The 24,811-nt window shown below is 70.0% G+C and carries 20 protein-coding genes; 11 read left to right on the plus strand and 9 right to left on the minus strand.

All coding sequences use genetic code 11. The features are described 5' to 3' along the window. Positions 1 to 10 precede the first annotated feature (10 nt). From KEC56_RS04140 to KEC56_RS04150, 3 genes are read right to left on the minus strand one after another with little or no spacing between them, the layout of a single operon-like run. Positions 11 to 844: an energy-coupling factor transporter transmembrane component T gene (locus tag KEC56_RS04140; protein ID WP_227529924.1), complete on the minus strand. Its 834-nt coding sequence runs from the start codon at positions 842 to 844 to the stop codon at positions 11 to 13. Next, positions 841 to 2,559 (minus strand): ABC transporter ATP-binding protein, encoded by a 1,719-nt coding sequence (locus KEC56_RS04145; protein ID WP_227529925.1) that lies wholly within the window; start codon positions 2,557 to 2,559, stop codon positions 841 to 843. Before KEC56_RS04145 ends, KEC56_RS04140 begins: the two co-directional genes overlap by 4 nt. A gap of 60 nt (positions 2,560 to 2,619) precedes the next feature. Continuing rightward, positions 2,620 to 3,162 (minus strand): ECF transporter S component, encoded by a 543-nt coding sequence (locus KEC56_RS04150; RefSeq protein ID WP_227529926.1) that lies wholly within the window; start codon positions 3,160 to 3,162, stop codon positions 2,620 to 2,622. A gap of 169 nt (positions 3,163 to 3,331) precedes the next feature. Here KEC56_RS04150 and KEC56_RS04155 point away from each other — a divergent pair, with 169 nt between their 5' ends. Then, complete coding sequence (locus tag KEC56_RS04155; RefSeq protein ID WP_227529927.1) at positions 3,332 to 5,617, plus strand: carbon starvation CstA family protein; 2,286 nt, start codon at positions 3,332 to 3,334, stop codon at positions 5,615 to 5,617. A 14-nt stretch (positions 5,618 to 5,631) separates the two neighbouring features. Next, positions 5,632 to 5,868 carry a YbdD/YjiX family protein gene (locus tag KEC56_RS04160; RefSeq protein ID WP_227529928.1) on the plus strand — a complete coding sequence of 79 codons (237 nt, stop codon included), beginning with the start codon at positions 5,632 to 5,634 and terminating at the stop codon, positions 5,866 to 5,868. A 5-nt stretch (positions 5,869 to 5,873) separates the two neighbouring features. Here KEC56_RS04160 and KEC56_RS04165 read toward each other — a convergent pair whose 3' ends face one another. The 3 genes from KEC56_RS04165 to KEC56_RS04175 are packed head-to-tail and all read right to left on the minus strand — an operon-like array spanning position 5,874 to position 9,747. Then, entirely contained in the window at positions 5,874 to 7,070 is a 1,197-nt protein-coding gene (locus KEC56_RS04165; protein ID WP_227529929.1) for an acyl-CoA dehydrogenase family protein, read from the minus strand. Next, positions 7,070 to 8,296, minus strand: a complete 1,227-nt coding sequence (locus KEC56_RS04170) for an acyl-CoA dehydrogenase family protein (RefSeq protein WP_227529930.1) — start codon at positions 8,294 to 8,296, stop codon at positions 7,070 to 7,072. Before KEC56_RS04170 ends, KEC56_RS04165 begins: the two co-directional genes overlap by 1 nt. Continuing rightward, entirely contained in the window at positions 8,293 to 9,747 is a 1,455-nt protein-coding gene (locus KEC56_RS04175) for an LLM class flavin-dependent oxidoreductase (RefSeq protein WP_308012995.1), read from the minus strand. The genes KEC56_RS04170 and KEC56_RS04175 overlap by 4 nt, the downstream gene beginning before the upstream one ends. A 204-nt stretch (positions 9,748 to 9,951) precedes the next feature. On the opposite strand from KEC56_RS04175, the gene KEC56_RS04180 reads away from it, so the two are divergent. The 8 genes from KEC56_RS04180 (at position 9,952) to KEC56_RS04215 (ending at position 19,985) form a co-directional block, all read left to right on the plus strand. Next, a complete protein-coding gene (locus KEC56_RS04180; RefSeq protein WP_227529931.1) occupies positions 9,952 to 11,280 on the plus strand; it encodes an ABC transporter substrate-binding protein in 1,329 nt (442 codons plus the stop codon). Continuing rightward, positions 11,273 to 12,193: a carbohydrate ABC transporter permease gene (locus tag KEC56_RS04185; protein ID WP_227529932.1), complete on the plus strand. Its 921-nt coding sequence runs from the start codon at positions 11,273 to 11,275 to the stop codon at positions 12,191 to 12,193. The genes KEC56_RS04180 and KEC56_RS04185 overlap by 8 nt, the downstream gene beginning before the upstream one ends. Continuing rightward, the gene (locus KEC56_RS04190; protein ID WP_227529933.1) at positions 12,186 to 13,007 is read left to right on the plus strand and encodes a carbohydrate ABC transporter permease; all 822 of its coding nucleotides are present in this window, start codon (positions 12,186 to 12,188) and stop codon (positions 13,005 to 13,007) included. The genes KEC56_RS04185 and KEC56_RS04190 overlap by 8 nt, the downstream gene beginning before the upstream one ends. 35 nt (positions 13,008 to 13,042) lie before the next feature. Further along, positions 13,043 to 14,233 (plus strand): sensor histidine kinase, encoded by a 1,191-nt coding sequence (locus tag KEC56_RS04195; protein WP_227529934.1) that lies wholly within the window; start codon positions 13,043 to 13,045, stop codon positions 14,231 to 14,233. Next, on the plus strand, positions 14,230 to 14,949 hold the full coding sequence (locus KEC56_RS04200; protein WP_227529935.1) for a LytR/AlgR family response regulator transcription factor: 720 nt from the start codon (positions 14,230 to 14,232) through the stop codon (positions 14,947 to 14,949). Before KEC56_RS04195 ends, KEC56_RS04200 begins: the two co-directional genes overlap by 4 nt. After that, entirely contained in the window at positions 14,946 to 15,344 is a 399-nt protein-coding gene (locus tag KEC56_RS04205; protein ID WP_227529936.1) for a heavy metal transporter, read from the plus strand. Before KEC56_RS04200 ends, KEC56_RS04205 begins: the two co-directional genes overlap by 4 nt. Then, positions 15,341 to 16,798, plus strand: a complete 1,458-nt coding sequence (locus tag KEC56_RS04210; protein ID WP_227529937.1) for a sodium/solute symporter — start codon at positions 15,341 to 15,343, stop codon at positions 16,796 to 16,798. The genes KEC56_RS04205 and KEC56_RS04210 overlap by 4 nt, the downstream gene beginning before the upstream one ends. A 145-nt stretch (positions 16,799 to 16,943) precedes the next feature. After that, complete coding sequence (locus tag KEC56_RS04215) at positions 16,944 to 19,985, plus strand: S8 family peptidase (protein WP_227529938.1); 3,042 nt, start codon at positions 16,944 to 16,946, stop codon at positions 19,983 to 19,985. A 65-nt stretch (positions 19,986 to 20,050) separates the two neighbouring features. Here KEC56_RS04215 and KEC56_RS04220 read toward each other — a convergent pair whose 3' ends face one another. After that, entirely contained in the window at positions 20,051 to 21,787 is a 1,737-nt protein-coding gene (locus KEC56_RS04220) for an HNH endonuclease signature motif containing protein (RefSeq protein WP_227529939.1), read from the minus strand. Between the two features lie 83 nt (positions 21,788 to 21,870). After that, on the minus strand, positions 21,871 to 22,197 hold the full coding sequence (locus KEC56_RS04225) for a GNAT family N-acetyltransferase (protein ID WP_227529940.1): 327 nt from the start codon (positions 22,195 to 22,197) through the stop codon (positions 21,871 to 21,873). 87 nt (positions 22,198 to 22,284) lie between these two features. On the opposite strand from KEC56_RS04225, the gene recQ reads away from it, so the two are divergent. Further along, positions 22,285 to 24,282: a DNA helicase RecQ gene (gene recQ / locus KEC56_RS04230; RefSeq protein ID WP_227529941.1), complete on the plus strand. Its 1,998-nt coding sequence runs from the start codon at positions 22,285 to 22,287 to the stop codon at positions 24,280 to 24,282. A 1-nt stretch (position 24,283) separates the two neighbouring features. On the opposite strand, the gene KEC56_RS04235 is transcribed toward recQ, so the two are convergent. Continuing rightward, positions 24,284 to 24,697, minus strand: a complete 414-nt coding sequence (locus tag KEC56_RS04235; RefSeq protein WP_227529942.1) for an OsmC family protein — start codon at positions 24,695 to 24,697, stop codon at positions 24,284 to 24,286. Between the last annotated feature and the right edge of the window lie 114 nt (positions 24,698 to 24,811).

Here is a 24,811-nt window from a genome sequence, read left to right on the forward strand (position 1 = left end):
GCTGTGCCTCTCAGGCGGGTGCCCACGGGAACGTGAGCGAGAAGATCAGGGCGGATGCCGCGATGAACGCGGCGATGAAGACGGTGTCGCGGGTGCGGAACGGCACGAGGTGTCGCTCGGTCCGTGTCGGGTGGGCGCCGAAGGCGCGGGCATCCATCGCCAGGGCGACGCGCTCGGCATGCCGGATGGCACCGGCCAGCAGCGGCACGATGTACCCCCAGCCGCGGGCCAGGCGCGCGAACGGCCCGCCGCCGCCGTGATGGCCGCGCACCCGGTGGGCTGCGCGGATCACGCTCAGCTCGTACCCGAACCGCGGCACGAAGCGGTAGGCGGCCAGCGCCGTGTAACCGATCCGGTACGGAACGCGCAGCTGCTGGATGCTCGCGCGCACGAGGTCGGGCCCGGCCGTGGTGAGCCCGCCGATGAGGGCGAGGGCGAGGATGGATGCCAGTCGCAGGGCGGTCGCGAACCCGATCTCGAGGGCGCCGGTGAACAGCGTCCACTCGCCGACCCGGAGCAGCGGCGCGGTGCCGTCGACGCCGGCGGCGTCCACCCACAGCGAGAACCCGAATCCGATGAGTGCGACACCGAGAGGGATCGCGAGGAAGAGCAGCGCCGCCGTGCGCGCGGTGATGCGGGTGCCGGAGACGATCAGCGCATAGGCGAGCGCGATGAACCACAGCGGCGTCTCGAGATCCTGCACGAAGACGAGCAGGACGATCGCCGGCAGGACCGCCGCCACCTTGGCCAGAGGATTGAGATGGTTCAGGTAGAGCCGTGCCGGGGCCGGGACTCCGAGCGAATACGGGTCGACGGTCGCCGTGGGCGAGGTGATGGCGGTCATCCGGCGGCCTCCGCGAGGATGCCGCGCAGCCGCGGATTCAGGGCGCGGTGCAGCGCGGGGAGGCGGAGGCCCGCCGACTCGAAGAGCCCGTCCGCGGCGAACAGCTCGGCGGTCGGTCCCGATGCGTGCACCCGCCCCTCGGCGAGGATCACGGTGTGCGTCGCGTGGTCGGCGACGAGTTGCAGGTCGTGCGTGACGATGAGGACCGTGGTGCCGTCTGCGCGGAGGTCCGCCAGCAGGCGCAGAAGCTCGTCGGCGCGGGCGCGGTCCTGCCCGAAGGTCGGCTCGTCGAGGGCGAGCACACCGGGGCGGGTGATCAGGGCTGTGCCGACCGAGAGCCGCCGCTTCTCGCCGCCGGAGAGCAGGAACGGATGCACCTCGGCCTTGTGCTCGAGCCCGAACCGCCGGAGCATCTCGCCGACGCGTTTCGCGATCTCGGCATCCGGCACGCGGCGAAGGCGGAGCCCGTGGGCGAGTTCGTCGAAGACGGTGTGCGCGATGAACTGGTGCTCAGGGTTCTGGAACACGAAGCCGATGCGCGAGGCGATCTCGCGCGGGGACGCCCGACCCGGGTCGAGGTCGCCGATCACGACGCGGCCGCGTGGTGGCGGGACGACCCCGGCCAGCGCCTGGATGAGGGTCGTCTTGCCGGCGCCGTTCGCGCCGACGACGGCGGTGAGGGAACCTGCGGGGATGTCGAGGTCGATGCCGTGCAGGAGCTCGGCGCGGCCACGCTTCACGGTGAGGTTCCGAGCCTGGATGATCGCCGCGGACGATTTCGACTCGCCTTCGGCTCGCTCAATCCGTTTCGTCTCGCTGCGCCCGCTCAACGCCCCGTGGGGGAGATCCACCTGCGGGTCGCCCACCATCCCCGCGAGCTCTTCGGGGGTCAGCGGCAGCGGAGCGTCGTCGGGCAGGATGCCGCGTTCGCGCAGCATCCGACCCGCGAGCGTCGCGGCGGGCAGCCACACGCCCATCGTCAGCAGTTCGTCGGTGTTCTCGCGCAGCACCTGCCCGACCGGGCCGTCGAACGCGAGCCGCCCCTGCTGGTCGAGGACGATCGCCCTGGTCGCGAAGCGCATCGCGGCATCCAGGTTGTGCTCGACGAGGATGATCGCCCGATCGCCGGTTGCGACGAGATCTGCGAGCGCCTCGTAGACGTCGTCGATGCCCTGAGCGTCGAGGTTCGCCGTCGGCTCGTCGAGCACGATCACGGGCGATTCCATCGCGATGGCGCACGCGATCGCCAGACGCTGGCGCCCTCCGCCGGAGAGGCGATCGGGGTTCCACCCGCGACGGTCCCACAGCCCGACACGGCGCAGTGCCTGCTCCGACCGCGAGAGCACCTCGTCGACAGGAAGGAGGAGGTTCTCGAGCGCGAACGCGACCTCGTCGAGCAGGGTGCCCGTGACGATCTGCGCATCGGGGTCCTGGAACACCATCGCGACGTCGGCGCTGAGTGCGGCAACCGGGGTCTCGGCGGTGCTCCGGCCCCGGACCTCGACCGAGCCGGTGACGGTCGCGGGCACCGACTGGGGGATGAGGCCGTTCAACGCCAGCGCCAGGGTGGACTTGCCCGATCCGCTCGGGCCGAGCACGAGCACGACCTCGCCGGGCGCGAAATCGACGCTGACGGACCTCGGTGAGGGGTGCGTCGCGCCGGCGTGGGTGATCGACAGATCACGCACGCGGAGAAGAGGCGCGGACGGAGGCACCCCTTCAGGTTAGCTGAGCCTTACCTGATGCGCATACGACCGCATGCGGGGCGCGACGGGTCAGACGCGGATGACGCCCGCTCTGCGCAGGGCGCTGCCGATCGCGAGCCCGATCACAGTCCACACCACAGGGCCGATGACGAAGAGCACGGCGAAGCCGGCCGCCGCCCACGGTGCGAGCGTCGAGACGTGGAATGCGAACCACAGCGGCACGGCGATCACGATGCCGGTGACGGCGGAGGACAGCAGGAACCGCCAGGGCTCCCAGTGCCGGTACCGGGTGAGGGCGGACACGCCCTCCTGCACGCCCCCGAACACGACGGCGGCGAGCAGATAGCGCCCCGCCATGGCGGGGACGAAGGCGAGGCCGATCAGCGCTGCGATCGCATGCGTGATGAGTGCCACCCACGGAGCCCGCAGAACCTGTTGGGCGATGACCCCGGGGAGGACGTGGAATCCGAGGACGAGTCCGTACAGCGGAATCGCGCCCGCTGCGGCGATGACGTGGAGGCCCGCCCATCCGGCCGAGACGAGTCCGGTCGCCACGCCGACAGCGGCGCAGATGAGCAGCACGCGGGTCGACGGGACGCGGTTCTTCGGCACCAGATCAGCCTAGCGGCGCGGTCGTCGCACGGGCCCGGCGGCAGCCGGTGAAAAGCCGTTCGTCGCCCGGTCGGTGCCGCTCGTCGCATCCGCCTGCCGATCGCCCCGCATCGGCCCCGTCCGGTTCCTAGCGTTGGATCACGCAATGACGCGCACACAAGGAGCATCCATGTCATCACCTTCTTCGCGCCGCTCACGGGCCGGCGCCACCTTGGACGGCGAGCCCGAGCTCGTCGGCGATCCGAACCTCCCGCCCACCTCTCTCACTCCTGAGCAGGATGCCAAGGAATCCCGCTGGACTCTGCCGAAGATCATCCTCTGGGCCGCGATCGCGCTGCTGGGCGCTGTCGCCTGGACGATGCTCGCGATCGTCCGCGGTGAGACCGTCAACGCGATCTGGTTCGTGTTCGCCGCGGTCTGCACCTACCTGATCGGCTACCGCTTCTACTCGAAGGTCATCGAGCGCTACATAACACGCCCGAACGACCGGCGTGCGACGCCCGCCGAGGTCAAGCAGGACGGCAAGGACTTCGTCCCCACCGACCGGCGCATCCTCTACGGCCACCACTTCGCCGCGATCGCCGGCGCCGGCCCGCTCGTCGGGCCCGTGCTCGCCGCGCAGATGGGCTACCTCCCCGGCACGATCTGGATCATCGTCGGCGTCGTGCTGGCCGGCGCCGTGCAGGACTACACGGTCCTGTTCTTCTCGATGCGCCGCGGCGGCCGCACGATCGGCCAGATGGCGCGGCAGGAGCTCGGCAGGATCGGCGGCTCGGCCGCGATCATCGCCGCCCTCCTCATCATGATCATCATCGTGGCGATCCTCGCCCTCGTCGTCGTCAACGCCCTCGGCGAGAGCCCGTGGGGCGTCTTCTCGGTCGCGATGACGATCCCGATCGCGCTGTTCATGGGGGTGTATCTGCGCTTCCTGCGCCCCGGCAAGGTCACCGAGGTCTCGATCATCGGCTTCGTGCTGCTCATGGGCGCGATCATCGGCGGCGGCTGGGTCGCGGGCACCGAGTGGGGCGCCGCGATGTTCCACCTCGACCGCGAGGTCATCGCCTGGGGCATCATCGTCTACGGCTTCATCGCCGCGATCCTGCCCGTGTGGCTGCTGCTCGCCCCGCGCGACTACCTGTCGACGTTCATGAAGATCGGCGTCATCGTCATGCTCGCCGGCGCGATCGTGATCGTGCGCCCGGAGATCTCGGTCCCCGCCGTCACGGTCTTCGGCGAGAACGGCCTCGGTCCGGTGTTCGCCGGGCCCCTGTTCCCGTTCCTGTTCGTCACGATCGCCTGCGGTGCTCTGTCGGGCTTCCACGCCCTGATCTCGTCGGGGACGACCCCGAAGCTCATCGAGAAGGAGCGTCAGACGCGCTTCATCGGCTACGGCGGGATGCTCATGGAGTCGTTCGTCGCGATCATGGCGCTCGTCGCCGCGATCTCGATCGACCAGGGCATCTACTTCGCGATGAACGCGTCGGCGGCATCCACCGGCGGCACGGTCGAAGGAGCCGTGGCATTCGTGAACTCGCTGGGCCTCACGGGCGTGAACATCACGCCGGAGATCCTCACCGGCACGGCCCAGGCCGTCGGCGAGCCGTCGATCGTCTCGCGCACAGGTGGCGCCCCGACACTCGCGCTCGGCCTCGCGCACATCATGCAGCAGGCGCTCGGCGGTCAGGCGCTCATGGCCTTCTGGTACCACTTCGCGATCATGTTCGAGGCGCTGTTCATCCTCACGGCTGTGGATGCCGGCACCCGTGTCGCCCGCTTCATGCTGCAGGACACGATCGGCGCCTGGTTCCCGAAGTTCCGCGACGTCTCGTGGCGTCCCGGCGTCTGGACCTGCACCGCGATCATGGTCGCCGGCTGGGGTTACATCCTCATCCTCGGCGTCACCGACCCGCTCGGCGGCATCAACACGTTCTTCCCGCTGTTCGGCATCGCCAACCAGCTGCTGGCGGCCATCGCGCTCGCCGTGGTGATGGCGATCGTCGCCAAGCGCGGCAAGAACTACCTGCGCTGGCTGTGGATCGTGGCTCTTCCGCTCGCCTTCACCGCCGTGGTCACCATCACGGCATCCATGTACAAGATCTTCTCCCCGGTGCCCGCCATCGGCTATTGGGCGAACAACGTCAAGTACCGGGAGGCACTCGCGTCGGGCGACACGAGCCTCGGCGAGACCGCCGTGCTCGAAGCCGTCATCCGCAACACCGCCGTGCAGGGCACGCTGTCGATCATCTTCGTGGTGCTCGCGATCATCGTGATGATCGTCGCGGTCCTCGTCACGATCAAGGCGATCCGAAACGGCGGCGGCGAGAACACCGAGGACGAGCCGGTGGCTTCCCAGCGCTACGCGCCTGCGGGCTTCATCCCGACCAAGGCCGAGCGCGAGCTCGAGAAGGAATGGGAGCCGATCCTGGCAGACGAGCGCCGGACGTCGGCGCACTGAGAGGATCACGTTCCATGACGAATCAGACGGATGCCGTGACCGACCCGCTCCGCGCGCTCGCCGCGTGGACGGTCAGGGTCGGTCGCGGCATCCGCTGGTACATGCGGGGTCTCATGGGCGACACCGCCTACGAGACGTATCTTGCGCATCACCGGCGGACCCATACGGACGAGCAGCCCATGACCGAGCGGCAGTTCTGGCGAGACCGCATGGACGAGCAGGATCGCAACCCGGGGGCCCGCTGCTGCTGATCGGATCAGCCGGCCGGTGCCGCGACCCCGATGCTCCACACGAAGTCGGGGACGGTGCCGTTGACGGTCAGATCCCCGAGCTGGCGCGCCTTGAACAGCCACGGGTTGTGCGAGGCGACCGCGCGGGCGTTGCGCCAGTGCCGGTCCAACGACCGGGACGCGCTGATGGCGGATGCGCCGAGCGTGTCGAACAGCCGCGTCGCAGCGGCGGGAACCGACTGCGACAGCACGACCTGAGCGCGGGCTGACGCGAATTCCGCAGCCACCACGGCGTCGCGATGCGCTGCGCCGTCAGGATCGCGCGCGGTGTCGGCGGCGAGCTGGACGGCTCGGGCGACCTCGTTCACGAGAGCGCGCGCCGTGAAGGCGGTGGCGTCGATCTCTCCGATCGTCTGCAGGACCTGAGGATCGTGCTGCGTGCGCGTGGCGTTGCCGTGGCTGTACGTGCGGGTGCGGGCGGCCACGGCGTCGGCGGCATCCCGGCGCGTCGCCGAGGCGATGCCGGCGAGCACCGTGAGCAGCACGAGCTGGTAAACGGCCGTCTGGTAGCGGAAGCGATCCGCGAAGGCGCCCAGGTCTGCCTCGTCCACGCTGGCGTCCGTGAACTCGGCCGTGCCGGTTCCGGTCACGGGTTGACCGAAGCCGTCCCAGTCGTCGTCGACACGGACCCCGGGCTGACCGGTGCGGATGAGTGCGGTCGCGGCGGTGCCGTCGGCATCGACTGTCGCATCGATCCAGTCGGCGAAGATGCTGCCGGTCGTGTAGAACTTCTTCCCCGTCACCGACCACCCGCCGTCAGCGGCGCGCGTCGCCCGCGTGGCGTTCGTGCCGAGCGCGACGCCGCCGGTCTCGCTCCAGGCGTTGCCGACGAGGTCCCCGCCGACGATGCGGTCGATCCACGCCTGTCGATGCTCCGAGGGCGGCGCCGCGAGCAGGTGCTCGACGAACGCGATGTGTCCGCGGAAGATCTGCGGCAGGTTCGAGTCGGCCTCGGCGAGTTCGACGAGAAGCTCGGCGAGCTCGACCCATCCCAGTCCCTCTCCGCCGTCCTCCCTCGGGATGCGGAGGCGTCCGAGACCGGCGAGCGTGAGCGCCTTCACCTGAGCCCGGGGGAGAGCCCGCTCGCGTTCCCTCTCCAGCACCCCACCGGCGATGCCGGGGAGGAGCGATCGGATGGCGCTGACCGCGTCTGCGTGCGTCATCAGGTGTACAGCGAGATCGGCTGCAGCTCGCCGTTGAGCACCCAGGCGCCCACCTCGAGCTTCTTGTAATCGACCGGATCGTGCAGCGAATGCGTCCGCACGTTCCGCCAGAACAGGTCCAGACCCACCGAGGCCTTGGCCGAACTCGATCCGGTGATCTCGAAGATGCGGTTGGCGACCTCCACGCTGGTGTCGCTGGAGACGACCTTGAGCTGCGCGATCGCGATCTCGAGATCGCCCCGCACCTGGGCGGTGACGTCGTCGCCGAGCGCGGCGACTTCGTCGAAACGGCGCCCGCGCAGATCGGCGAGGGCCTCGACGGCGGCGATGCGCGACGAGAAGTCGCCGACCACGCGCTGCACGAACGGGTCGTCGCGGTAGCGGTCGACTGTCGAGAGGAACCACGAGTTGTGGCGATTGCGGGCGAGTTCGACGCCTCGCGCCAGCGCGCCCTCGGCGATCCCCAGGTAGATGTTGCCGAAGGCGAGCTGGATCCCCGGTGTGATGAGGCTCGCGAAGGGCTCATCGGTGAGCGGCGCGAGGACATCCGCCGCTTCCACCCTGACCTCGTCGAAGCTCACGGAGCCGCTCGCGGACAGACGCTGACCGAGCGCGTCCCAGTCGCCGAGGTAGCGGATGCCCGGTGCGTCGTGATCGAGCACGACCAGCAGCGACTCGCCGTCGCGGTCGCCGCCGTTCACGATGGCGGACGCGAGCACGACGTCGCCGGCCGAGGCGCCCGTCGAGAAGCGCTTGAGGCCGGTGAGGCGGTAGCCGTCTCCCTCCGGCGTCAGCACGAGGTCGGGGTCGACGGGATTCACCGAGTCGCCCCAGACCCAGTGCCCCTGCACCGAGCGGCGGTACCAGTCGGCCTGCGAGGCGGGGTCGGCTGCGAAGCCGATGTTGCCCGAGTTGATGTAGTGGTAGGCGAGCACCTGCGCGACCGAGGCGTCGGCACGGGAGAGGATGCGCACGACCCGGAAGGCGCTCTCCCAGTGCCCGCCCCCGCCGCCGAACTCGGCCGGGTGCAGGAGGTCGACGAGGCCGGCGTCGCGCAGCACGTCGAGCTCGTCGCGGGGGTCGGCGCCCCGTCGGTCGCGCTCCAGTGCGTCGGAGCGGAGCACATCGGCGACGCGCTCGGCGACAGCATCCCAGTGGGACAGCTCGGCGGGATCAGCTGTGCCTGTCCAGGGGGTGCGCGCTGCGGAGAGTGAGATGTCGGTCATCCTCTGCTTCCTTCCGTGATGAGGTCGGTCGTCGTGTCGAAAGCGGCCGGTCGGATCCCGTCGGCCGCGGAGGGGCGGTTCGCGTATGCACCGCGGTAGGCGTGCGCCGGATGCCACGTGGGCACGGTCGGCGAGCCGTCGCCCTGGAGACGCCCTCGCAGGGTCGTGCCGGGCAGGTCGTCACGGAGATGACCGCGTCGGCGGAGCTCGGGGACGGCGTGCTCGACGAAGTCCTCGAAGGTGCCGGGGGTGACCGCGTAGGCGAGGTTGAAGCCGTCGACGCCGCCGACGTCGACCCAGCGCTCCAGCTCGTCGGCGACCGTCGCGGGGCTGCCGACGATGACGGGGCCGATGCCGCCGATGCCGACGTACTCGGCGATGTCGCGCGGCGTCCATTCGCGCTCAGGGTCCGCCTTGGTGAAGATCGACAGCGCGGAGCGCGCGGCATCCGTGTCCACGTACTTCAGCGGCACGTCGGGTTCGAACTCCGACAGGTCCAGTCCCGACCATCCGCCGTAGAGCGCGAGCGCTCCCTCGAGGCTCACGTACTGGCGGTAGTCGTCGTACTTCGCCTGCGCCTCCTCGTCGGTCGCGGCGACGATCACCGTCGCGAGGGTGAGGATGCGCACGGAGTCGCGCGGTCGCCCGATCCGCTCGGCGCGGTCGCGGATGTCGTCGGTGATCGCGCGCGTGATCTCGGGGCGCAGACCGTTGATGAAGATCGCCTCGCCGTGCTTCGCCGCGAACTCCCTGCCGCGAGGCGAAGCGCCGGCCTGGAAGATCACCGGGGTGCGCTGGGGGCTGGGCTCAGCGAGATGGATGCCGGGCACCCGGAAGCGCTCTCCCTCGTGGGCGATCGGATGCACCAGACTCGCGTCGGTGAACACGCCCGTCTCGCGATCGCGGACGACGGCGCCGTCCTCCCACGAGCCCTCCCACAGCTTGTAGGTGACATCGAGGAACTCCTCGGCGATCCCGTAGCGGTCATCGTGGGCGATCTGCTGCGAGAGCCCGAGGTTCGTCGCGGCGGAGTTCAGATAGCTGGTGACCACGTTCCATCCGATGCGTCCCCTCGTCGCGTGGTCGAGTGTCGAGAACCGTCGAGCGAGGGCGTAGGGCTGGTCGTAGGTCAGCGCCACGGTGACGCCGAACCCCAGGCGCTCGGTGACGTGCGACATGGCCGAGATCGGCACGATGGGGTCGCCGAGAGGCACCTGCGCCGCGTCTCCGAGCGCGGGGGCCGCCGAGTCGCGGTACACGTCGTAGACACCGAGCACGTCGGCCAGGAACAGGGCGTCGAAGCCGCCGCGCTCGAGCAGCCGAGCGAGGCTCGTCCAGTAGTCGAGGTCCGTGTAGCGGTGCGCCTCGTTGTCCGGATGGCGCCACAGGCCCGGTGCCTGGTGGGTCACGCACGACATGTCGAAGGCGTTGAAGATGAAGCGTCGGGTCACGGAGGGTCCTTCTCGAGCGGAGATCGTGCCCCGAGGTTACTGAGCGGAGCGGCCCCGGATGGTGCTCGGCGTCGTCAGATGACGCTGGATGACGCCCTGCGTCGGACGATGACGGAGCCCGAGCGGCGGCGGCTCGAGCGTCCCTACGATGACGTCGTTCCCACGCCTCGCTCCTGCACGAGCACCCATACCCGAGGAGTTCCCATGAGTCATCACATCCGACGCCGGATCGCCGTCACGACAGCCGCGGCGCTGTCGGCATCGCTCGTGCTGGCCGGCTGCGCCGCCGACACGACGTCCGCCGATGGCGGCGCCGACGGAGACTTCTCCGGTCAGACGCTCAGCGCACTGCTGATCACCTCTCACGAGGGAGCCGCCAACTGGCTCAAGGAGGAGTTCACGGAGCGCACGGGCGCCGACGTCGAGCTGACGATCGTCCCCTACGACGAGATCGGCTCCACGCTCGCCCTCGACCAGCAGTCCGGGGCGAACACGTTCGATGTGGCGGCACCCTGGTACGTCTCGATCGGCGACCTCGCCGCGAACGGCTCCATCCAGGACCTCACCGACTGGATCGACTCGACGCCGTCGATCGAGACCGATGACTTCATCCCCTCCATCTACGACCCGTACACGCTGTACGACGGACGCCGGTACGGGCTGCCGTTCGACGGCGACACCCACGTGCTGTTCTCGAACACCGAGATCCTCGAGCGCAATGGCATCGACGCCCCGCCGACGACGTGGGACGAGTACCTCGAGGACGTCAAGACGATCACCGAGAACGAGAGCGCCGACGGCGTCTACGGTGCCGCGGTGTTCGGACAGAAGTCGCCGCTGATCCTCGGGGCGTCGTTCGCGAACCGCCTCGCGGGCTTCGGGGGCAGCTTCGTCGACGAGGAGGGCAACCCCACGATCAACTCGCCGGAGGCCGTCGCCGCGGCGCAGGCGCTCGTGGACGTGAACGAATACGCGTTCCCGACTCCCGCCGAGACGGATTTCGGCGTCGGCAACGGCGCCTGGTACGACGGCAAGGTCGCCTTCATCGAGAACTGGACCGACCTCGGCGTCGGGTCGGAGACGAACCCCGACTCGACCGTCGCCGGCAAGTGGCAGGTCACCACGCTCCCCGTGGGCGGGGAGGGCGATGCGTCCCGTGCGTCGCTGGTCGCCGGCTTCACCTGGGTCATCGCGGCGAACACGCAGAAGACCGATCTCGCCAAGGCGTTCATCGAGTTCGCGGCGTCGAGCGAGATCAACTCCGAGCTCCTCGTGGCCGATCCGCAGACGGGCATCGACCCGAACCGTGAATCGTCGCTGGAGAGCGAGGCGTACGGCGAGGCCTACCCCGAGCTCCAGGAGGTCAACCGCGCCACGCTGTCCGGATCGCTCGCCTGGCCGACGGGCAAGAACGCCTCGCAGGCCGCCCAGATTCTGACCGACGAGCTCGCCAAGCTCCTCGCCGGCGGGGGCGGAACCGCCCAGGAGACGCTGGACCGGGTGCAGGCCGAGTGGGAGCACATCCTTGGCTGATGCCCTCGCGGTGAGCCCGCGCCGCGCTACCAGCCCCGGTTCGGGGTCAGCGGCTCGGGCTCACCGCCTGTTCATCTCCCCGACGGTCCTCGCCGTCCTCGTACTGGGCGCGTATCCGCTGGCGTTCATGATCGCCGCCGCCGTCACGGAGTCGAGCCTCGGACGCCCGTTCGCCTCGTTCACGGGAACGCGAAACTTCGAGACCGTCCTCGCCGACGGGGATGTGGTCGCCTCGCTCGCGCGCACGGTCGGCTATGCGCTCGCCGTTTCGGTGGCCAGCACGGTTCTCGGAGTCGTGGTGGCACTGGCGCTCGTGAACGCCACACGGGCCGGCTCTCTGGTGCGCACGCTGCTCCTGCTCCCGATGATCATGCCGCCGGTCGTGGTCGGCACGCTGTGGAAGCTCATCTTCAACCCGGGCGGCGGTCTCATCGACGCGATCCTCCGTGGCTTCGGCGCGGAGCCTGCGTCCTTCGCGCCGCTGTCGTCGAGTCTGTGGGCCCTGCCCGCGATCGGGCTCGCCGATGTGTGGCAGTGGACGCCGCTGGTCGCCCTGCTCGTGTACGCCGCCCTGCTCACGCAGGACGCCTCGGTGCGGGAGGCGGCGGCCCTCGACGGCGCTCACGGATTCGCCTTCTTCCGGCACATCACGTGGCCGGCCATCGCCGGCACCGTCGGGGCCGTCCTCCTCATCCGACTGGTGATCGCCCTGAAGGTCTTCGACCTCGTGTTCGTCATGACATCCGGCGGACCCGGCCAGTCGACCACGACGACCTCGTACCTCATCCACCAGATCGCCCTGAAGGAGTTCGATGTCGGGCGGGCGTCGGCGGTGACACTGCTCTTCGCGGTGATCGTCACGGCCGTCACCGTGCCCATCGTCCTGCTGACACGAAAGGCTGCGCATGAGTGAGGTCTTCACAGCACGCGCGCGGCGCACGGGCGGAGCGCTGCTGATCGTCGCGCTCACCGTCACCGTGCTGCCGCTGCTCTACCTGGTCTCGGTCTCGCTGATGGGACGCGGTGAGACGGTCTCCGGGGCTCTGGTTCCGGCGGCGCCGCAGTGGGGGAACTGGGGCGACGTGCTCGCGTCGAGCATCCCCCAGTCGGTGCTCAACTCGCTGCTCGCCGCCGTCGGTGGCGCTGTTCTCACTCTCGTGCTCGCGACGCCGGGCGCCTGGGCGATCGCCCGCTACCGCACGGGCGGTCGCACCCTCGGCGCGACGCTCATGAGCCCGTGGCTGCTTCCGCCGATCGTCGCGGTGGTGCCGCTGCTGACCCTGCTGCGGGTGCTGCACCTGAACAACACGCTGGTCGGGCTGACGCTCGTCTACGCGCTCGTCAACCTGCCCGTAGCCGTCTGGCTGCTCGAGGGGTTCGTGCGCCGGATCCCGCACGAGATCGACGAGGCCGCGGCGCTCGACGGCGCTGGGGCCTTCCGCACCCTGGTCTCGGTGATCGCTCCGCTGCTGATCCCGAGCCTGGTGGCCGTCGGCATCATCGTCGCGATCCTGAACTACAACGAGTTCCTGCTGGCGACCTTCCTCACGCAGAGCGCCGACACCCAGACGTTCCCGGTCGCGCTGTCCCTGTTCTACGGAGACCGCACTCCGCACTTCGGCAAGATCGCAGCGGCGTCATTCATCGGTGTGATCCCGGTGTTCGCGGCGGCGGTGCTGTTCCAGCGGTGGCTCGTCGGCGGGCTGACGGCGGGGACGCTGCGCTGAGGCGAGAGCCGCCGGCGAGTCCCTAGGCTGAAGCCATGACTGACGCCGTCGTTCTCGCCGCCCTGCTGGGCGTGCTCGGCGGCGTCATCCTGACTGTGCTGCTGCTGCTGGCCCGCCGGTTGGCGAGGGGAACGGCCGATCTCGGCAGCGCCGCCGAGCAGGCGGCGTACGAGGCGATGCACCACGCGAGCCTCGCAGCCCGCGACCTGCGCGGCGGGCTGAGCGGGCCGGACGTCGCCCGGGCCGCCCGGCACTTCCGGGTGCTGCTGGGCAGCGCCGCCGTCGCGATCGTCGCCGATGAGGTCAGCGTCGCGACCGATGGCTCGGCCGACGGGCTCGAGGCTTCCGCTCTTCGGATCGCCGCCCGTGTCCGCGATTCCGGTAGGCGTCAGGTGTTCCCGAGCCCCGACGGCGAGGCGCTCGAGGCGGTCGGTGCGCCGATCATCGTGGACGGCGCCGTCGTCGGCGTCGTGGTCGCCTTCGCGGCGCCGGTCCGCGCCGCGCTGGTGCGTGCGGCGGGCGAGGTCGCCGATTGGTGCGCAGCCCAGGTCGAGCTGGGGGAGCTGGATGCTTCGCGCACGGCGCTCGCCGAGGCCGAGCTGCGGTCGCTGCGGGCCCAGATCTCGCCGCACTTCATCTACAACGCCCTCACGGCGATCGCATCGTTCATCCACGTCGACCCGGAGCGCGCCCGCGACCTCGTGCTCGAGTTCGCCGACTTCACGCGCTACTCGTTCCGGCGCCAGGGGGAGTTCACGACTCTGGCGGAGGAGCTGCAGAGCATCCACTCCTACCTCGCCCTCGAGCGCGCCCGCTTCGGCGATCGTCTCGAGGTGACGTTGCGGATCGCGCCGGAGACCCTGTCCACCGTCATCCCGTTCCTGTCCGTCCAGCCGCTCGTCGAGAACGCCGTGCGGCATGGTCTGGAGCCCGGCGAGGGCGGCGGGACGATCCGCATCGCGTCGGTGGACGACGGAACCCATACCGAGATCACGGTCGAGGACGACGGCGTGGGGATGGATCCCGAGGTGCTGCGGACGCTCCTGACCTCGGCGGTCGACGGCGCGCATGTGGGCCTGCGCAACGTCGACACGCGCCTGCGTCAGATGTACGGCAGAGACGGGGGACTGGTCGTGGAGACGAACACCGGCGCCGGTACGCTGGTGCGGATGCGGGTCCCGAAGTCGCAGCCGATGCACGACCCCGCACGGGATGGAGTGCGATGATCGACGTCCTCGTCGCCGATGACGAGCAGCCCGCGCGAGACGAACTGGCCCACCTGCTGCGGCGAGATCAGCGCATCGGCGAGATCGTCCTCGCGGCATCCGGCGCGCAGGCGCTGCGCGAGCTAACCGAGCGGGCCGTGACGATCGCCTTCCTCGACATCCACATGCCGGGGCTGGGCGGCATGGACCTGGCTCGCTCGCTCGCGGCGCTCGCCGAGCCGCCCGCCGTCGTGTTCGTGACGGCAGACGACGCGCGCGCGGTCGACGCGTTCGACGTGCGCGCCGCCGACTACCTGCTCAAGCCCGTGCGCACCGATCGGCTGCGGCGCGCGATCGATCGCGTTCTCGAGCTGGGCGGCGCCGCGGCGGCCCCGCCGGGCGACGAGGTCCTGACCGTCACCGTCGGGTCGAGCGTGCGCTTCGTGCAGCGCAGCGAGGTGCGCTGGGTGCAGGCTCAGGGCGATTACTCGCGGCTGCACACGGCCGACGGGACCGGCCATCTCGTGCGCATCCCGATCTCGGAGCTCGAGCAGCGCTGGGCCGACGGTTTCGTCCGCGTGCACCGCTCCTATCTGGCAGCGGTCACGTCGATCGACGAGGCGCGGCTGTCGGGCGCCGAACCGTCCGTGTCGGTCGGCGCGGTCGTGCTCCCGGTCAGCCGTCGCCTGCTCCCCGGCGTCCGTGAGGCGCTCGTCCGCCGCGAGGGCGCGCGATGACCGAGCATCCGCCGCGCCGCGTCCGGGTGACCGCCGACGGGCCGTCCGTCGCCCGCTCCCTGAGCCTGTCGAAGGGTGCCGCGGCCACCCGGGGCATCGCACTGCCAGGATCGCCGGTCGACGATGCGGATGCCGTGTACGCGCGCGCCCTGCGCCGCAGCCAGCTGCGCCTCGCGCTCGGCACGGTCGCGGGGTTCGTCGTCGTCACGGCGGTGCTCACCCTCGTCATCGTGCTGATCCCCGAGATCGATCAGGTGATCGTCGCGGGGCTTCCGTTGTCGTGGATCCTGCACGCCTTCGCCTTCTACCCCGTGATCATCCTCTTCGCGCTGCTGTACGCGCGCGGGGCCGCACGCAACGAGCGAGCGTTCCGAACGCTCGACGAGCGCGGATGAACCCCGTCTTCGACCTCGTCGGGGTCGCGCTGGTCATCATCGCGACGCTGCTCATCGGCGTGTACGGGCTGCGGGTGTCGCGCACGACCGGCGACTTCTTCGTCGCCTCGCGCACCGTGCGGCCGGTGTGGAACGCCTCGGCGATCAGCGGGGAGTACCTCTCGGCCGGCACATTCCTGGGGCTGTCGGGACTCGTGCTGCTCGAGGGAGCGCGAGGGTTCTGGTTCCCGATCGGGTACGCGGCCGGTTACCTGCTCGTGCTCGTCTTCGTCGCGGCTCCCCTGCGGCGAAGCGGCGCGTACACGATCCCGGACTTCATCGAGGCGCGGCTGGAATCCCGGCGCGCGCGGCGCGTGACCAGCCTCGCCGTGCTCGTCATCGGATGGCTCTACATCGTTCCCCAGCTGCACGGGGCGGGCCTCACCCTGACCGTCGTCGCCGGGCTCCCGCCCTGGGCCGGCGAGGTGGCGATCGCCGTGCTCGTGGCGGGTTCGGTGGCGGCGGGAGGCATGCGCGCGATCACGTACGTGCAGGCGTTCCAGTACTGGCTGAAGCTCCTCGCGCTGCTGATCCCGCTGGTGTGCATCGTCTTCGCCCTGACCGGCGGTCCGCACGACATCGACCCTGTGACGGTGTTCCCCGTCGAGGCGGGGCCCGCCGGTTTCGGGCTGTACGAGACCGTCTCGCTCATGCTCGCCCTGCTGCTGGGTACCATGGGCCTGCCGCACGTCCTGGTGCGGTTCTACACGAGCCCCACCGGTGTCTCGGCACGGCAGACGACCGTGCTCGTGATCGTCATGGTGAGTGCTTTCTACGCGGTCTCGAGCGGGATGGGCCTGGTCTCGCGGATGCTCGCGCCCGACCTCGCCGACCCGGCGGTCGCCGACACGGCCGCACTCATCCTGCCGTCGCGGGTGTTCCCGGGCCTGTTCGGCGAGCTGCTCACGGCGCTCGTCGTCTCCGGCGCGTTCGCGGCGTTCCTGGCGACGTCGGCCGGCCTCATCGTGTCGCTCGCGGGCGTGGTGAGCCAGGACGTGTTCTCGGGGTCGGTGCGTTCGTTCCGGATCTCCGCCGTGCTCTGCGCGGCCGTTCCGCTCGCGATCGCCCTCGTGACGACGCCGGCCGGGCTGGGCTCGAGCGTCGGGATGGTGTTCGTGTTCGCGGCATCCATGCTCTCGCCCGTCGTGCTGCTCGGCGTCTGGTGGGCGGGGCTGACGGCGCGAGGCGCCGTCGCCGGCATCGTGACCGGGGGCGTGGCCTGCGCGCTGTCGCTCATCGTGCACGCGGCCGTGGGCGGCATCGGCGTCGCAGCGCCCCTGCTGGCGCAGCCCGCTGCATGGACCATCCCGCTGGCGACGGCGGTGAGCGTCGGAGTCTCCCTGCTCGACACCCGGAGCACGCCGAGTCGGGCCGACCGCTATCTCGCCCGGCTGCACACCCCGGAGCGGGGATAGGCCCGGCGCACCAGAAGGCCGGGGTCGACTCCGCCCTAGGTCGCAGTCCGTATGGCGAATCGGCCAATGGCGTCCTCTCCGAGGCGCCGTTAGCTTGAGCGACAGTGCCGGTCACGGGACCGCACACGATCATCGGAGAACCTCTATGGGTCGATCACCTCTCCGGTTGACGGTCGGCGTCACACTCGCCGCTCTCGTCATCGGATCCCCGGCAACCGCAAGCTTCGCAGGTGTCGAGGGGGTGACGCATCCGACACCCGTCGACGGGACGCCAGGTCATTACATCGTCGTGATGAAGGCCGACCCGCTCGCCACCTACGAAGGCGACACCACAGGGCTGCGTCGCACCAAGCCCGACAAGGGCAAGTCGCTCGACGCGCACTCCGCCGACTCGCAGAAGTACGTCGCGCACCTGAAGAACGAGCAGCGCAAGCTCACGCAGACCGAGGGCGTGACGCCCGATGCGACCTATCAGGTCACCCTCAACGGCTTCAGCGCAGACCTCTCGGGCGAGCAGGTCGACGCGCTGCGCTCCTCGAAGGACGTCCTGGGCGTGTTCCCCGACGAGATCCGTCACCCGGACGCGCAGTCCTCCACCGACTTCCTCGGCCTCGGCGACGACAAGAAGGGCAAGGGCGGCGTCTGGGAGGAGACCGGCGGCGTGGGGCACGCCGGCGAGGGGGTCGTGGTCGGTGTCATCGACACCGGCATCGCTCCGGAGCATCCGTCCTTCAAGGGGGACAAGCTCAAGAAGAAGAACAACAAGAAGAGCGACGGCCAGCCGTACACCGACGGCTCCTACGTGTACTTCGACAAGTCCGACGGCACGCAGTTCCGCAGCGCCATCGTCGGCGGCCAGGACTGGGACAAGCACGACTACACGACCAAGCTCGTGGGCGGCCAGTACTTCTCCACCGGCGCCGCCGCGGCGGGCTTCGACTTCCAGTACGACTACCTCTCGCCGCGTGACGGCGACGGACACGGGTCGCACACCGCCAGCACGGCCGCGGGCAGCTTCGGCGTCGAAGCGCAGGTCGAGGATGTCGAGTTCGGCACCATCTCGGGTGTCGCGCCGGCGGCGAAGGTCTCGGCCTACAAGGCCTGCTACGTCGGCCCGGATCCGCTGGTGACGACCGACGACATCTGCGCGCTCAGCGACCTGATCGCCGCGATCGATCAGGCGGTCACCGACGGTGTCGACGTTATCAACTACTCGATCGGCGGCGGCGCGCCGTCTTCGGTGCTGCAGCCGGACGACATCTCGTTCTTCAACGCGGCCGCTGCGGGGGTCTTCGTCTCCGTCAGCGCCGGCAACTCCGGACCGGACGCCTCGACCGCCGATCACGCATCGCCGTGGTACACCACGGTCGCGGCATCCACCATCCCGACCTGGGAGGGCACGGTCAGCTTCGACGGTTTCGCGCAGTCCGGAGCATCCGTGTCCGTGCCGTTCGGCGAGACCGTCACGGGACCTGCGATCTATGCGGGCGATGCGGCGGCAGCAGGCGCTGCGGACCCGCGGCTGTGCCAGCCCGGCGCCCTGGACCCCGCCAAGGTGAGCGGACACATCGTGGTCTGCGACCGCGGTGTCAACGCCCGTGTCGAGAAGTCGCAGGTCGTGAAGGATGCCGGCGGCATCGGCATGGTGCTCGTCAACGTGCCCGGTGAGGCGGACTCGCTCGACAACGACTTCCACGTCGTTCCGACCGTCCACCTCTCGGCGGTGCACCGCGAGGCCGTGCTGGCCTATGTGCAGGGCGGGGCGGATCGCCCGATCGCCCTGACCGGTGAGAACACGACGGATGAGACCACTCCGGTTCCGCAGATCGCGGGCTTCTCGAGCCGTGGACCCATGCAGGCCGACGGCAGCGACGTCATGAAGCCCGATGTCGCCGCCCCCGGTGTGGCGATCCTCGCCGCGACGAACAATGCCAAGAAGGACAAGCCGACCTTCGGCATCCTCTCGGGCACCTCGATGGCGTCGCCGCACGTGGCGGGTCTCGGCGCGCTGTACCTCGGCGAACGGCCGTCCGCGTCGCCGGCCGAGGTCAAGTCCGCGCTGATGACCACGGCGTACGACACCGTGAACGCCGACGGATCGAAGAACACCGACCCGTTCGCGCAGGGCGCCGGTCAGGTCGATGCGACGCGGTTCCTGAACCCGGGGATGCTGTATCTGAACGGCGCGGCCGACTGGGCGGCGTTCCTCGAGGGCAAGGGGCTGGCGGAGTTCGGCGCCATCGAGCCGATCGACGGCAGCGACCTCAATCTCGCGTCGATCTCGATCGGCACGCTCGCCAGCGCGCAGACGGTCACGCGCACCGTGACGTCGACGGCGGCGGGCACGTACACCGTGAGCGCTGACGTCCCGGGTGTGAACGTGAGCGTCGAGCCGTCCACGCTGTCGTTCGGCGGCGCCGGTGAGACCGCGACCTACACGGTCACGTTCGACAACGCCTCGGCACCCGTTGAGGAGTGGGCCAGCGGTTCGCTCACCTGGACGGGCGACGCGGGTGCCGTGCGCACGCCGGTCGCCGTGTTCCCGGTGACGGCGGATGCTCCGGCCGAGGTCGCGGGCACCGGTGTCGACGGTTCGACGACGGTCGAGATCACCCCGGGGATCGACGGCCAGCTGCCGTTGAACCTCGCCGGCCTCACGCCGTTCGAGTTGCTGGCCGACCCGGACAACGCGGTCGAGGGGCACTCGGGAGATGAGAACTCGGGCGACGCCAACAAGGACGTCGCGTGGATCGTGGACGTGCCCGAGGGAACGACGCTGTCGCGCTTCGATCTGGACTCGTCGGACGACGAGGGCAGCGACCTCGATCTGACGGTCTACCGGGTGGTGTCGGCGGACGACCTGCGGTACTACGAGTCGTGGCAGTCGGCGACGGCATCCGCGGACGAGCGGGTGACGATCCCGACGCCGACGCAGGGCACCTATCTCGTCGTCGCGAACGTGTACTCGACGAGCGGACTGATGACGTGGGACATGACCTACGCGAACGTCTCGGAGTCCGGTGAGGGTGCGTTCACGGCGACCCCGAATCCGCTCGAAGCGGTTCAAGGCCAGCAGACGAGTTACGACCTCAGCTGGTCAGGGCTCACCGCCGGCACTCGCTATCTCGGTGTCGTGCAGTACGGCGACTCCGCGGTGCGGACTGTCGTGACGGTCGACGCCGAGTAGCGGCTGGTCGAGGAGGGCGTCCCGGGCTTCGGCGCGGGGCGCCCTTCTCGCGTTCGCGCGCCCGTTCAGGTGAACATGACGCGGAGGGGCGGTTCGTCGGTGTAGGTGCGGCCGAGGGGGCTGGTCCAGAGGATGACGCCGTCGTCGAGTTGCTTGGCGGTCCATCGGTCGCGGTCGTCGACGTCGGGATGCTTGAGAGGGTGGTGGCTGGTGCAGAACAGGCTGAGGTTGCACAATGCTGTCGGTCCGCCCTGGGCGTGGTCGTGGTTGTGGTCGATCTGGCATCGGTGGGCGGGTGCGCGGCATCCGGGGAATCGGCAGTGCTGGTCGCGGGCGCGAAGGAAGCGCTTCATCCCCGCCGTGGGGACGTAGTTGTCCGTTCGGGTGACCATGCCTTGGGGGGTGAGGAAGAGGCGGTCCCAGCTGGTCGCGTTTCCGGCGAGGGTGAGTGCGGCGTCGGTGGTCATGGGGCCGTGCCCGTCGAGGAGGGTGAGGAGATCGCCGCCGCTGCCGCTGGTGTCGCTGCCGGTGCTGTTGCCGGTGCTGCTGCCGCTGTTGGTGAGGGCTGAGGCGGGGATCGTGACCTGCACGGTCGCCTTGATCGATTCGAGTGAGGTTTCGGTGACGCTGGTAGGGGCGGTGGTGAGGAGCAGGTCGGCGAGGATGTCGGCGCGGAGCTGGTCGAGGGTGCGGGTGTCGTGTTCGAGGGGACCGTATCCGTCGTGCATCGGCGTGGACTCGTGGAACACCGTGCTGCGGTCGTCGAGATCGTCGCGTCGGCCGATCGGGGCGGACTGGTCGGCCTGCTCCCTGTCGAACTGCTCGATGTAGGCGCCATCGATGTGCGCCGGCAGGGCCGCAGAGGCGGCGTCGGATACATCGCCGGACACATTGCCGGGCGCGGCGTCGGCTGCAGTGGCGTGCGCGTCGTCCGGTGCGGAGGCAGGGTCAGCGTCAGACGTCCTGGAGGCATCCGTGGTCTCTTCCCAGGGCGGTGCCTGATCGAACTCGCGTTCCAGGCGGCGCAGGAGCGCGTCGTCGAGGGCATCGGGCGGGGGAGGTCCGGTGGGTTTCTGCTGTGCGAGGGCGGCCTCGCGTTCGGCGCGGATCTTCTCCAACGTGGACCGGCGGGGACGCCGCTGGCCTTCCGGGCGGGCTTGGATGACCTGGTTGCTCATCCGGGTGAGCCTGTCGTGGATCGCGTAGGCGAGGACTTCGGGAAGGATCGCGATGAGCACCGCCATCCCGTCCCCATCCGCCTTCACGGTCACGGCACGCTCCCCCCTGGCCCGCCGGTGCTGCTCGGTCGTGCCCAGGGGGAACACGGCCGCGGCGACCTCTCGGGCGGCCGCCCGGGTGCGGGCCGCGGTCTCGCGCTGCGCGAACGGCACGACTCGCTCCTCGTACTCGGCACGCACGCTCCCGGCCTCGTACCCGGACACGTTCGGCGCCGCGGCCACGATCACGTCCGCATGGCGCTTGCTGATCGTCCCGGACGCGAGCGCCTCGAACGTCGCCGGGAGGGTGCGGGCCAGCATCCACGCCGCCGAGATCTGCTGAGCGAACGTCGACGGCGACACATGCCCGGCAGCGGCGTACTCGGCGCACATCGACCGGAACGCCATCTCATCCCCGTCCAGACGCTCGTGCGCGAGCAGGTCGAGACGCCGCGCGAGCAACTCGACCCGTTCCGCCTCCAGCGCCCCGATCCGCGCCCCGACACCCACCCAGTCATCCAGCAGCTCGCCCTGAAGCACGAGGGAATCCTCGAGTGCCTGGGCCTGCGGGCTGAGCGTTGACATGCTCCTATTTTAGAACAAAGTTTCGAATCTTACAAGGGTGAGGCGCAAGAGATCGCGAGCTCACCGGATGCTGCGCGGGTCGATCATTCCGGGGTGGCCTCCGTCGGATCATCGGGCAGTTGCGGCCACCGGATCTCGGCGCCGGGAACGTCGTTGCGCTTCAGATAACGAGCGATGTACGGGCAGTACGGCACGATCGTGTCGCCCGACGCCACGGCATCCGCCAGCGCCTGTGCAGCCAGAACCGGCGCGAGCCCTCGGCCCTGGAACGCCGGATCGAGTTCGGTGTGCACGAACAGGATCTCGCCCGCGCGCTCCTTGTACTCGGCGAAACCGGCGAGGGCATCGCCGACGCGGATCTCGTAGCGCGACGTCTCGGCGTTGCGGGTGACAGTGGGCTCATCGGTCATGGCTGCTCCCTTGCTCGGCGCCCGTCGGGCGCGCGTCATCCCCACCCTAGGACCGCCCGTGTCGGCGCGGGTCGTTACGCTGGAGGGATGCCGCAGACATCCCGTGACCCGTACGAGGATCTGCCCTGGCCGGATGCTCCGTGGGACGATGCTCCTCCTCCGGAGGAGATGGACTGGGAGCCGCAGGGCGCCGGCTACGAGCCGCCGCTCGACTGGGGCGACGGGCCGCTGACCCCGGTCGCGGTGCCGGCATCCGCCGCGACGCCGTCCCGGTTCTCGACCGCGGCCGAGGCGCTGCACACGGTCTTCGGCTACGACGCTTTCCGCGGCGACCAGGCCGCGATCGTCGATCGGGTCATCGCCGGTCGGGATGCCGTCGTGCTCATGCCGACCGGTGGCGGCAAGAGCATCACCTATCAGGTGCCGGCGCTCGTCCGCGAGGGCACCGGGCTCGTGATCAGCCCGCTCATCGCCCTCATGCACGACCAGGTCGACGCGCTGCGCGCGAACGGCGTCAACGCCGCCTACCTGAACTCCACCCAGGCTCCCGCCGAACGCGCCGAGGTCGAACGCGCCTACGTCGCCGGCGAGCTCGACCTCATCTACGTCGCGCCCGAGCGACTGTCGTCCACCGCGACCACGCGCCTGCTGCAGCGCGGCACGCTCAGCGTCATCGCGATCGACGAGGCGCACTGCGTGTCGCAGTGGGGCCACGACTTCCGCCCCGACTACCTCGCCCTCGGCGACCTCGCCGAGCGGTTCCCCGGCGTGCCGCGCATGGCGCTCACCGCGACTGCGACCCGGGCCACGCACCGCGAACTCACCGAGCGCCTGCACCTCGACGACGCCGAGCACTTCGTCGCGAGCTTCGACCGGCCGAACATCCAGTACCGCATCGTTCCCAAGGTCGACCCGCGAAAGCAGCTGGTCTCGTTCATCCGCTCGATGCCCGCGGGCGCGGCCGGCATCGTCTACGCGCTCAGCCGCAAGTCCGTCGAGCAGACCGCGACCTACCTCGCCGCCCAGGGTTTCGATGCCCTGCCGTACCACGCGGGCCTCCCCGCCGAGGTGAGGGCCGCCAACCAGGCGCGCTTCCTCCGGGAGGACGGCGTCGTCATGGTCGCCACGATCGCGTTCGGCATGGGGATCGACAAGCCCGACGTCCGCTTCGTCGCGCACATCGACCTGCCGAAGTCCGTCGAGGGCTACTACCAGGAGACCGGTCGCGCCGGCCGCGACGGCGAGCCGAGCGTGGCGTGGATGGCGTACGGCCTCGGCGACGTCGTGCAGCAGCGGCGGCTCATCGACCAGAGCCCCGGTGACCGCACGTTCAAGATGCGCATGGGGCAGCATCTCGACGCGATGCTCGCGCTGTGCGAGACGGTCGAGTGCCGCAGGCAGAACCTGCTGAACTACTTCGGCCAGGAATCCGGCCCGTGCGGCAACTGCGACACCTGCCTCGAGAAGCCCGACACCTTCGACGGGCTCGTACCGGCGCAGAAGCTGCTCTCGACGATCGTGCGCCTCAAGCGCGAGCGCAACCAGGCGTTCGGCGCAGGTCACCTCATCGACATCCTGCGCGGGTCCTCGAACGACCGCATCCGCCAGCAGAAGCACGACGGGCTCGCGACGTACGGAATCGGGGCCGACCTGTCGGATCAGGACTGGCGCAGCGTCGTACGCCAACTGCTGGCCCGCGGCATCCTCGTCGCCCAGGGCGACTACGGCACGCTCGCCCCCGGCGAGGCGGCTGCCGGTGTGCTGAAAGGCGAGACCCCGGTGCCGCTGCGCAAGGACACGATGGGCCGGGTGAGCGGTGGCGGCCGCGCGCGCAAGGCGTCGGCCGCATCGGATGCCGTGGCCGAGGGCGACCGCTCGCTGTTCGAGGCTCTGCGCGTCTGGCGCGCCGAGACCGCGCGCGAGATCGGCAAGCCGGCGTACATCGTGTTCGGCGATGCGACACTGCGGGCGCTCGCCGAGCTGCGCCCGGCATCCATGGCAGACCTCGACGGCATTACCGGGATCGGTGAGAAGAAGCGCGAGGCCTACGGCGACGCCGTGCTCGCGGTCGTCGCCGCGAACTGACTCAGCCTGCGAACGTCTCCGTGTGAACCGCGACCGTCGCCGAGCCGCCGAGCAGCTTCGAGACCGGGCAGCGCGCGTGCGCCTGCGCGAGCACGCGTTCGGTCTCGTCGAGGGAGACGCCCTCCACCGACAGATACGCGTCGACGTGGAACTCGTAGCCGAAGCCGTCCGCCGCATCGTGCAGCTCGACCTCGACGCGCACCGCCGTGCGCTGCTCCGGCGTGACGAACACGCGAGCCGTCGCGTTCAGGCAGGTCGCCCAGGCGAGGGCGAGAAGCTGCTCGGGGTTGCTCGCCGCCGGGTCGCGATCGGGGTTCAGCGGCGACGCCACCGCGACGTTCATGCCACCGGTGACGCTCGAGACGCCCGTCCCGCCGTCGCTGTTGCTCGCTTCCGTCCGATACCGCATGCTCATCCCTCCATCCTCGCCGTCATCCGGCATCCCGGCGTCGCCCGGCCGAAGCGAGCGCGTCACCGGATCCACGGCATCCTGTCGGCTCACGACAATTGCCCCGGGCGATGGATGCCG

Source organism: Microbacterium tenebrionis (genome assembly GCF_020682665.1).
Lineage (GTDB): Bacteria > Actinomycetota > Actinomycetes > Actinomycetales > Microbacteriaceae > Microbacterium > Microbacterium tenebrionis.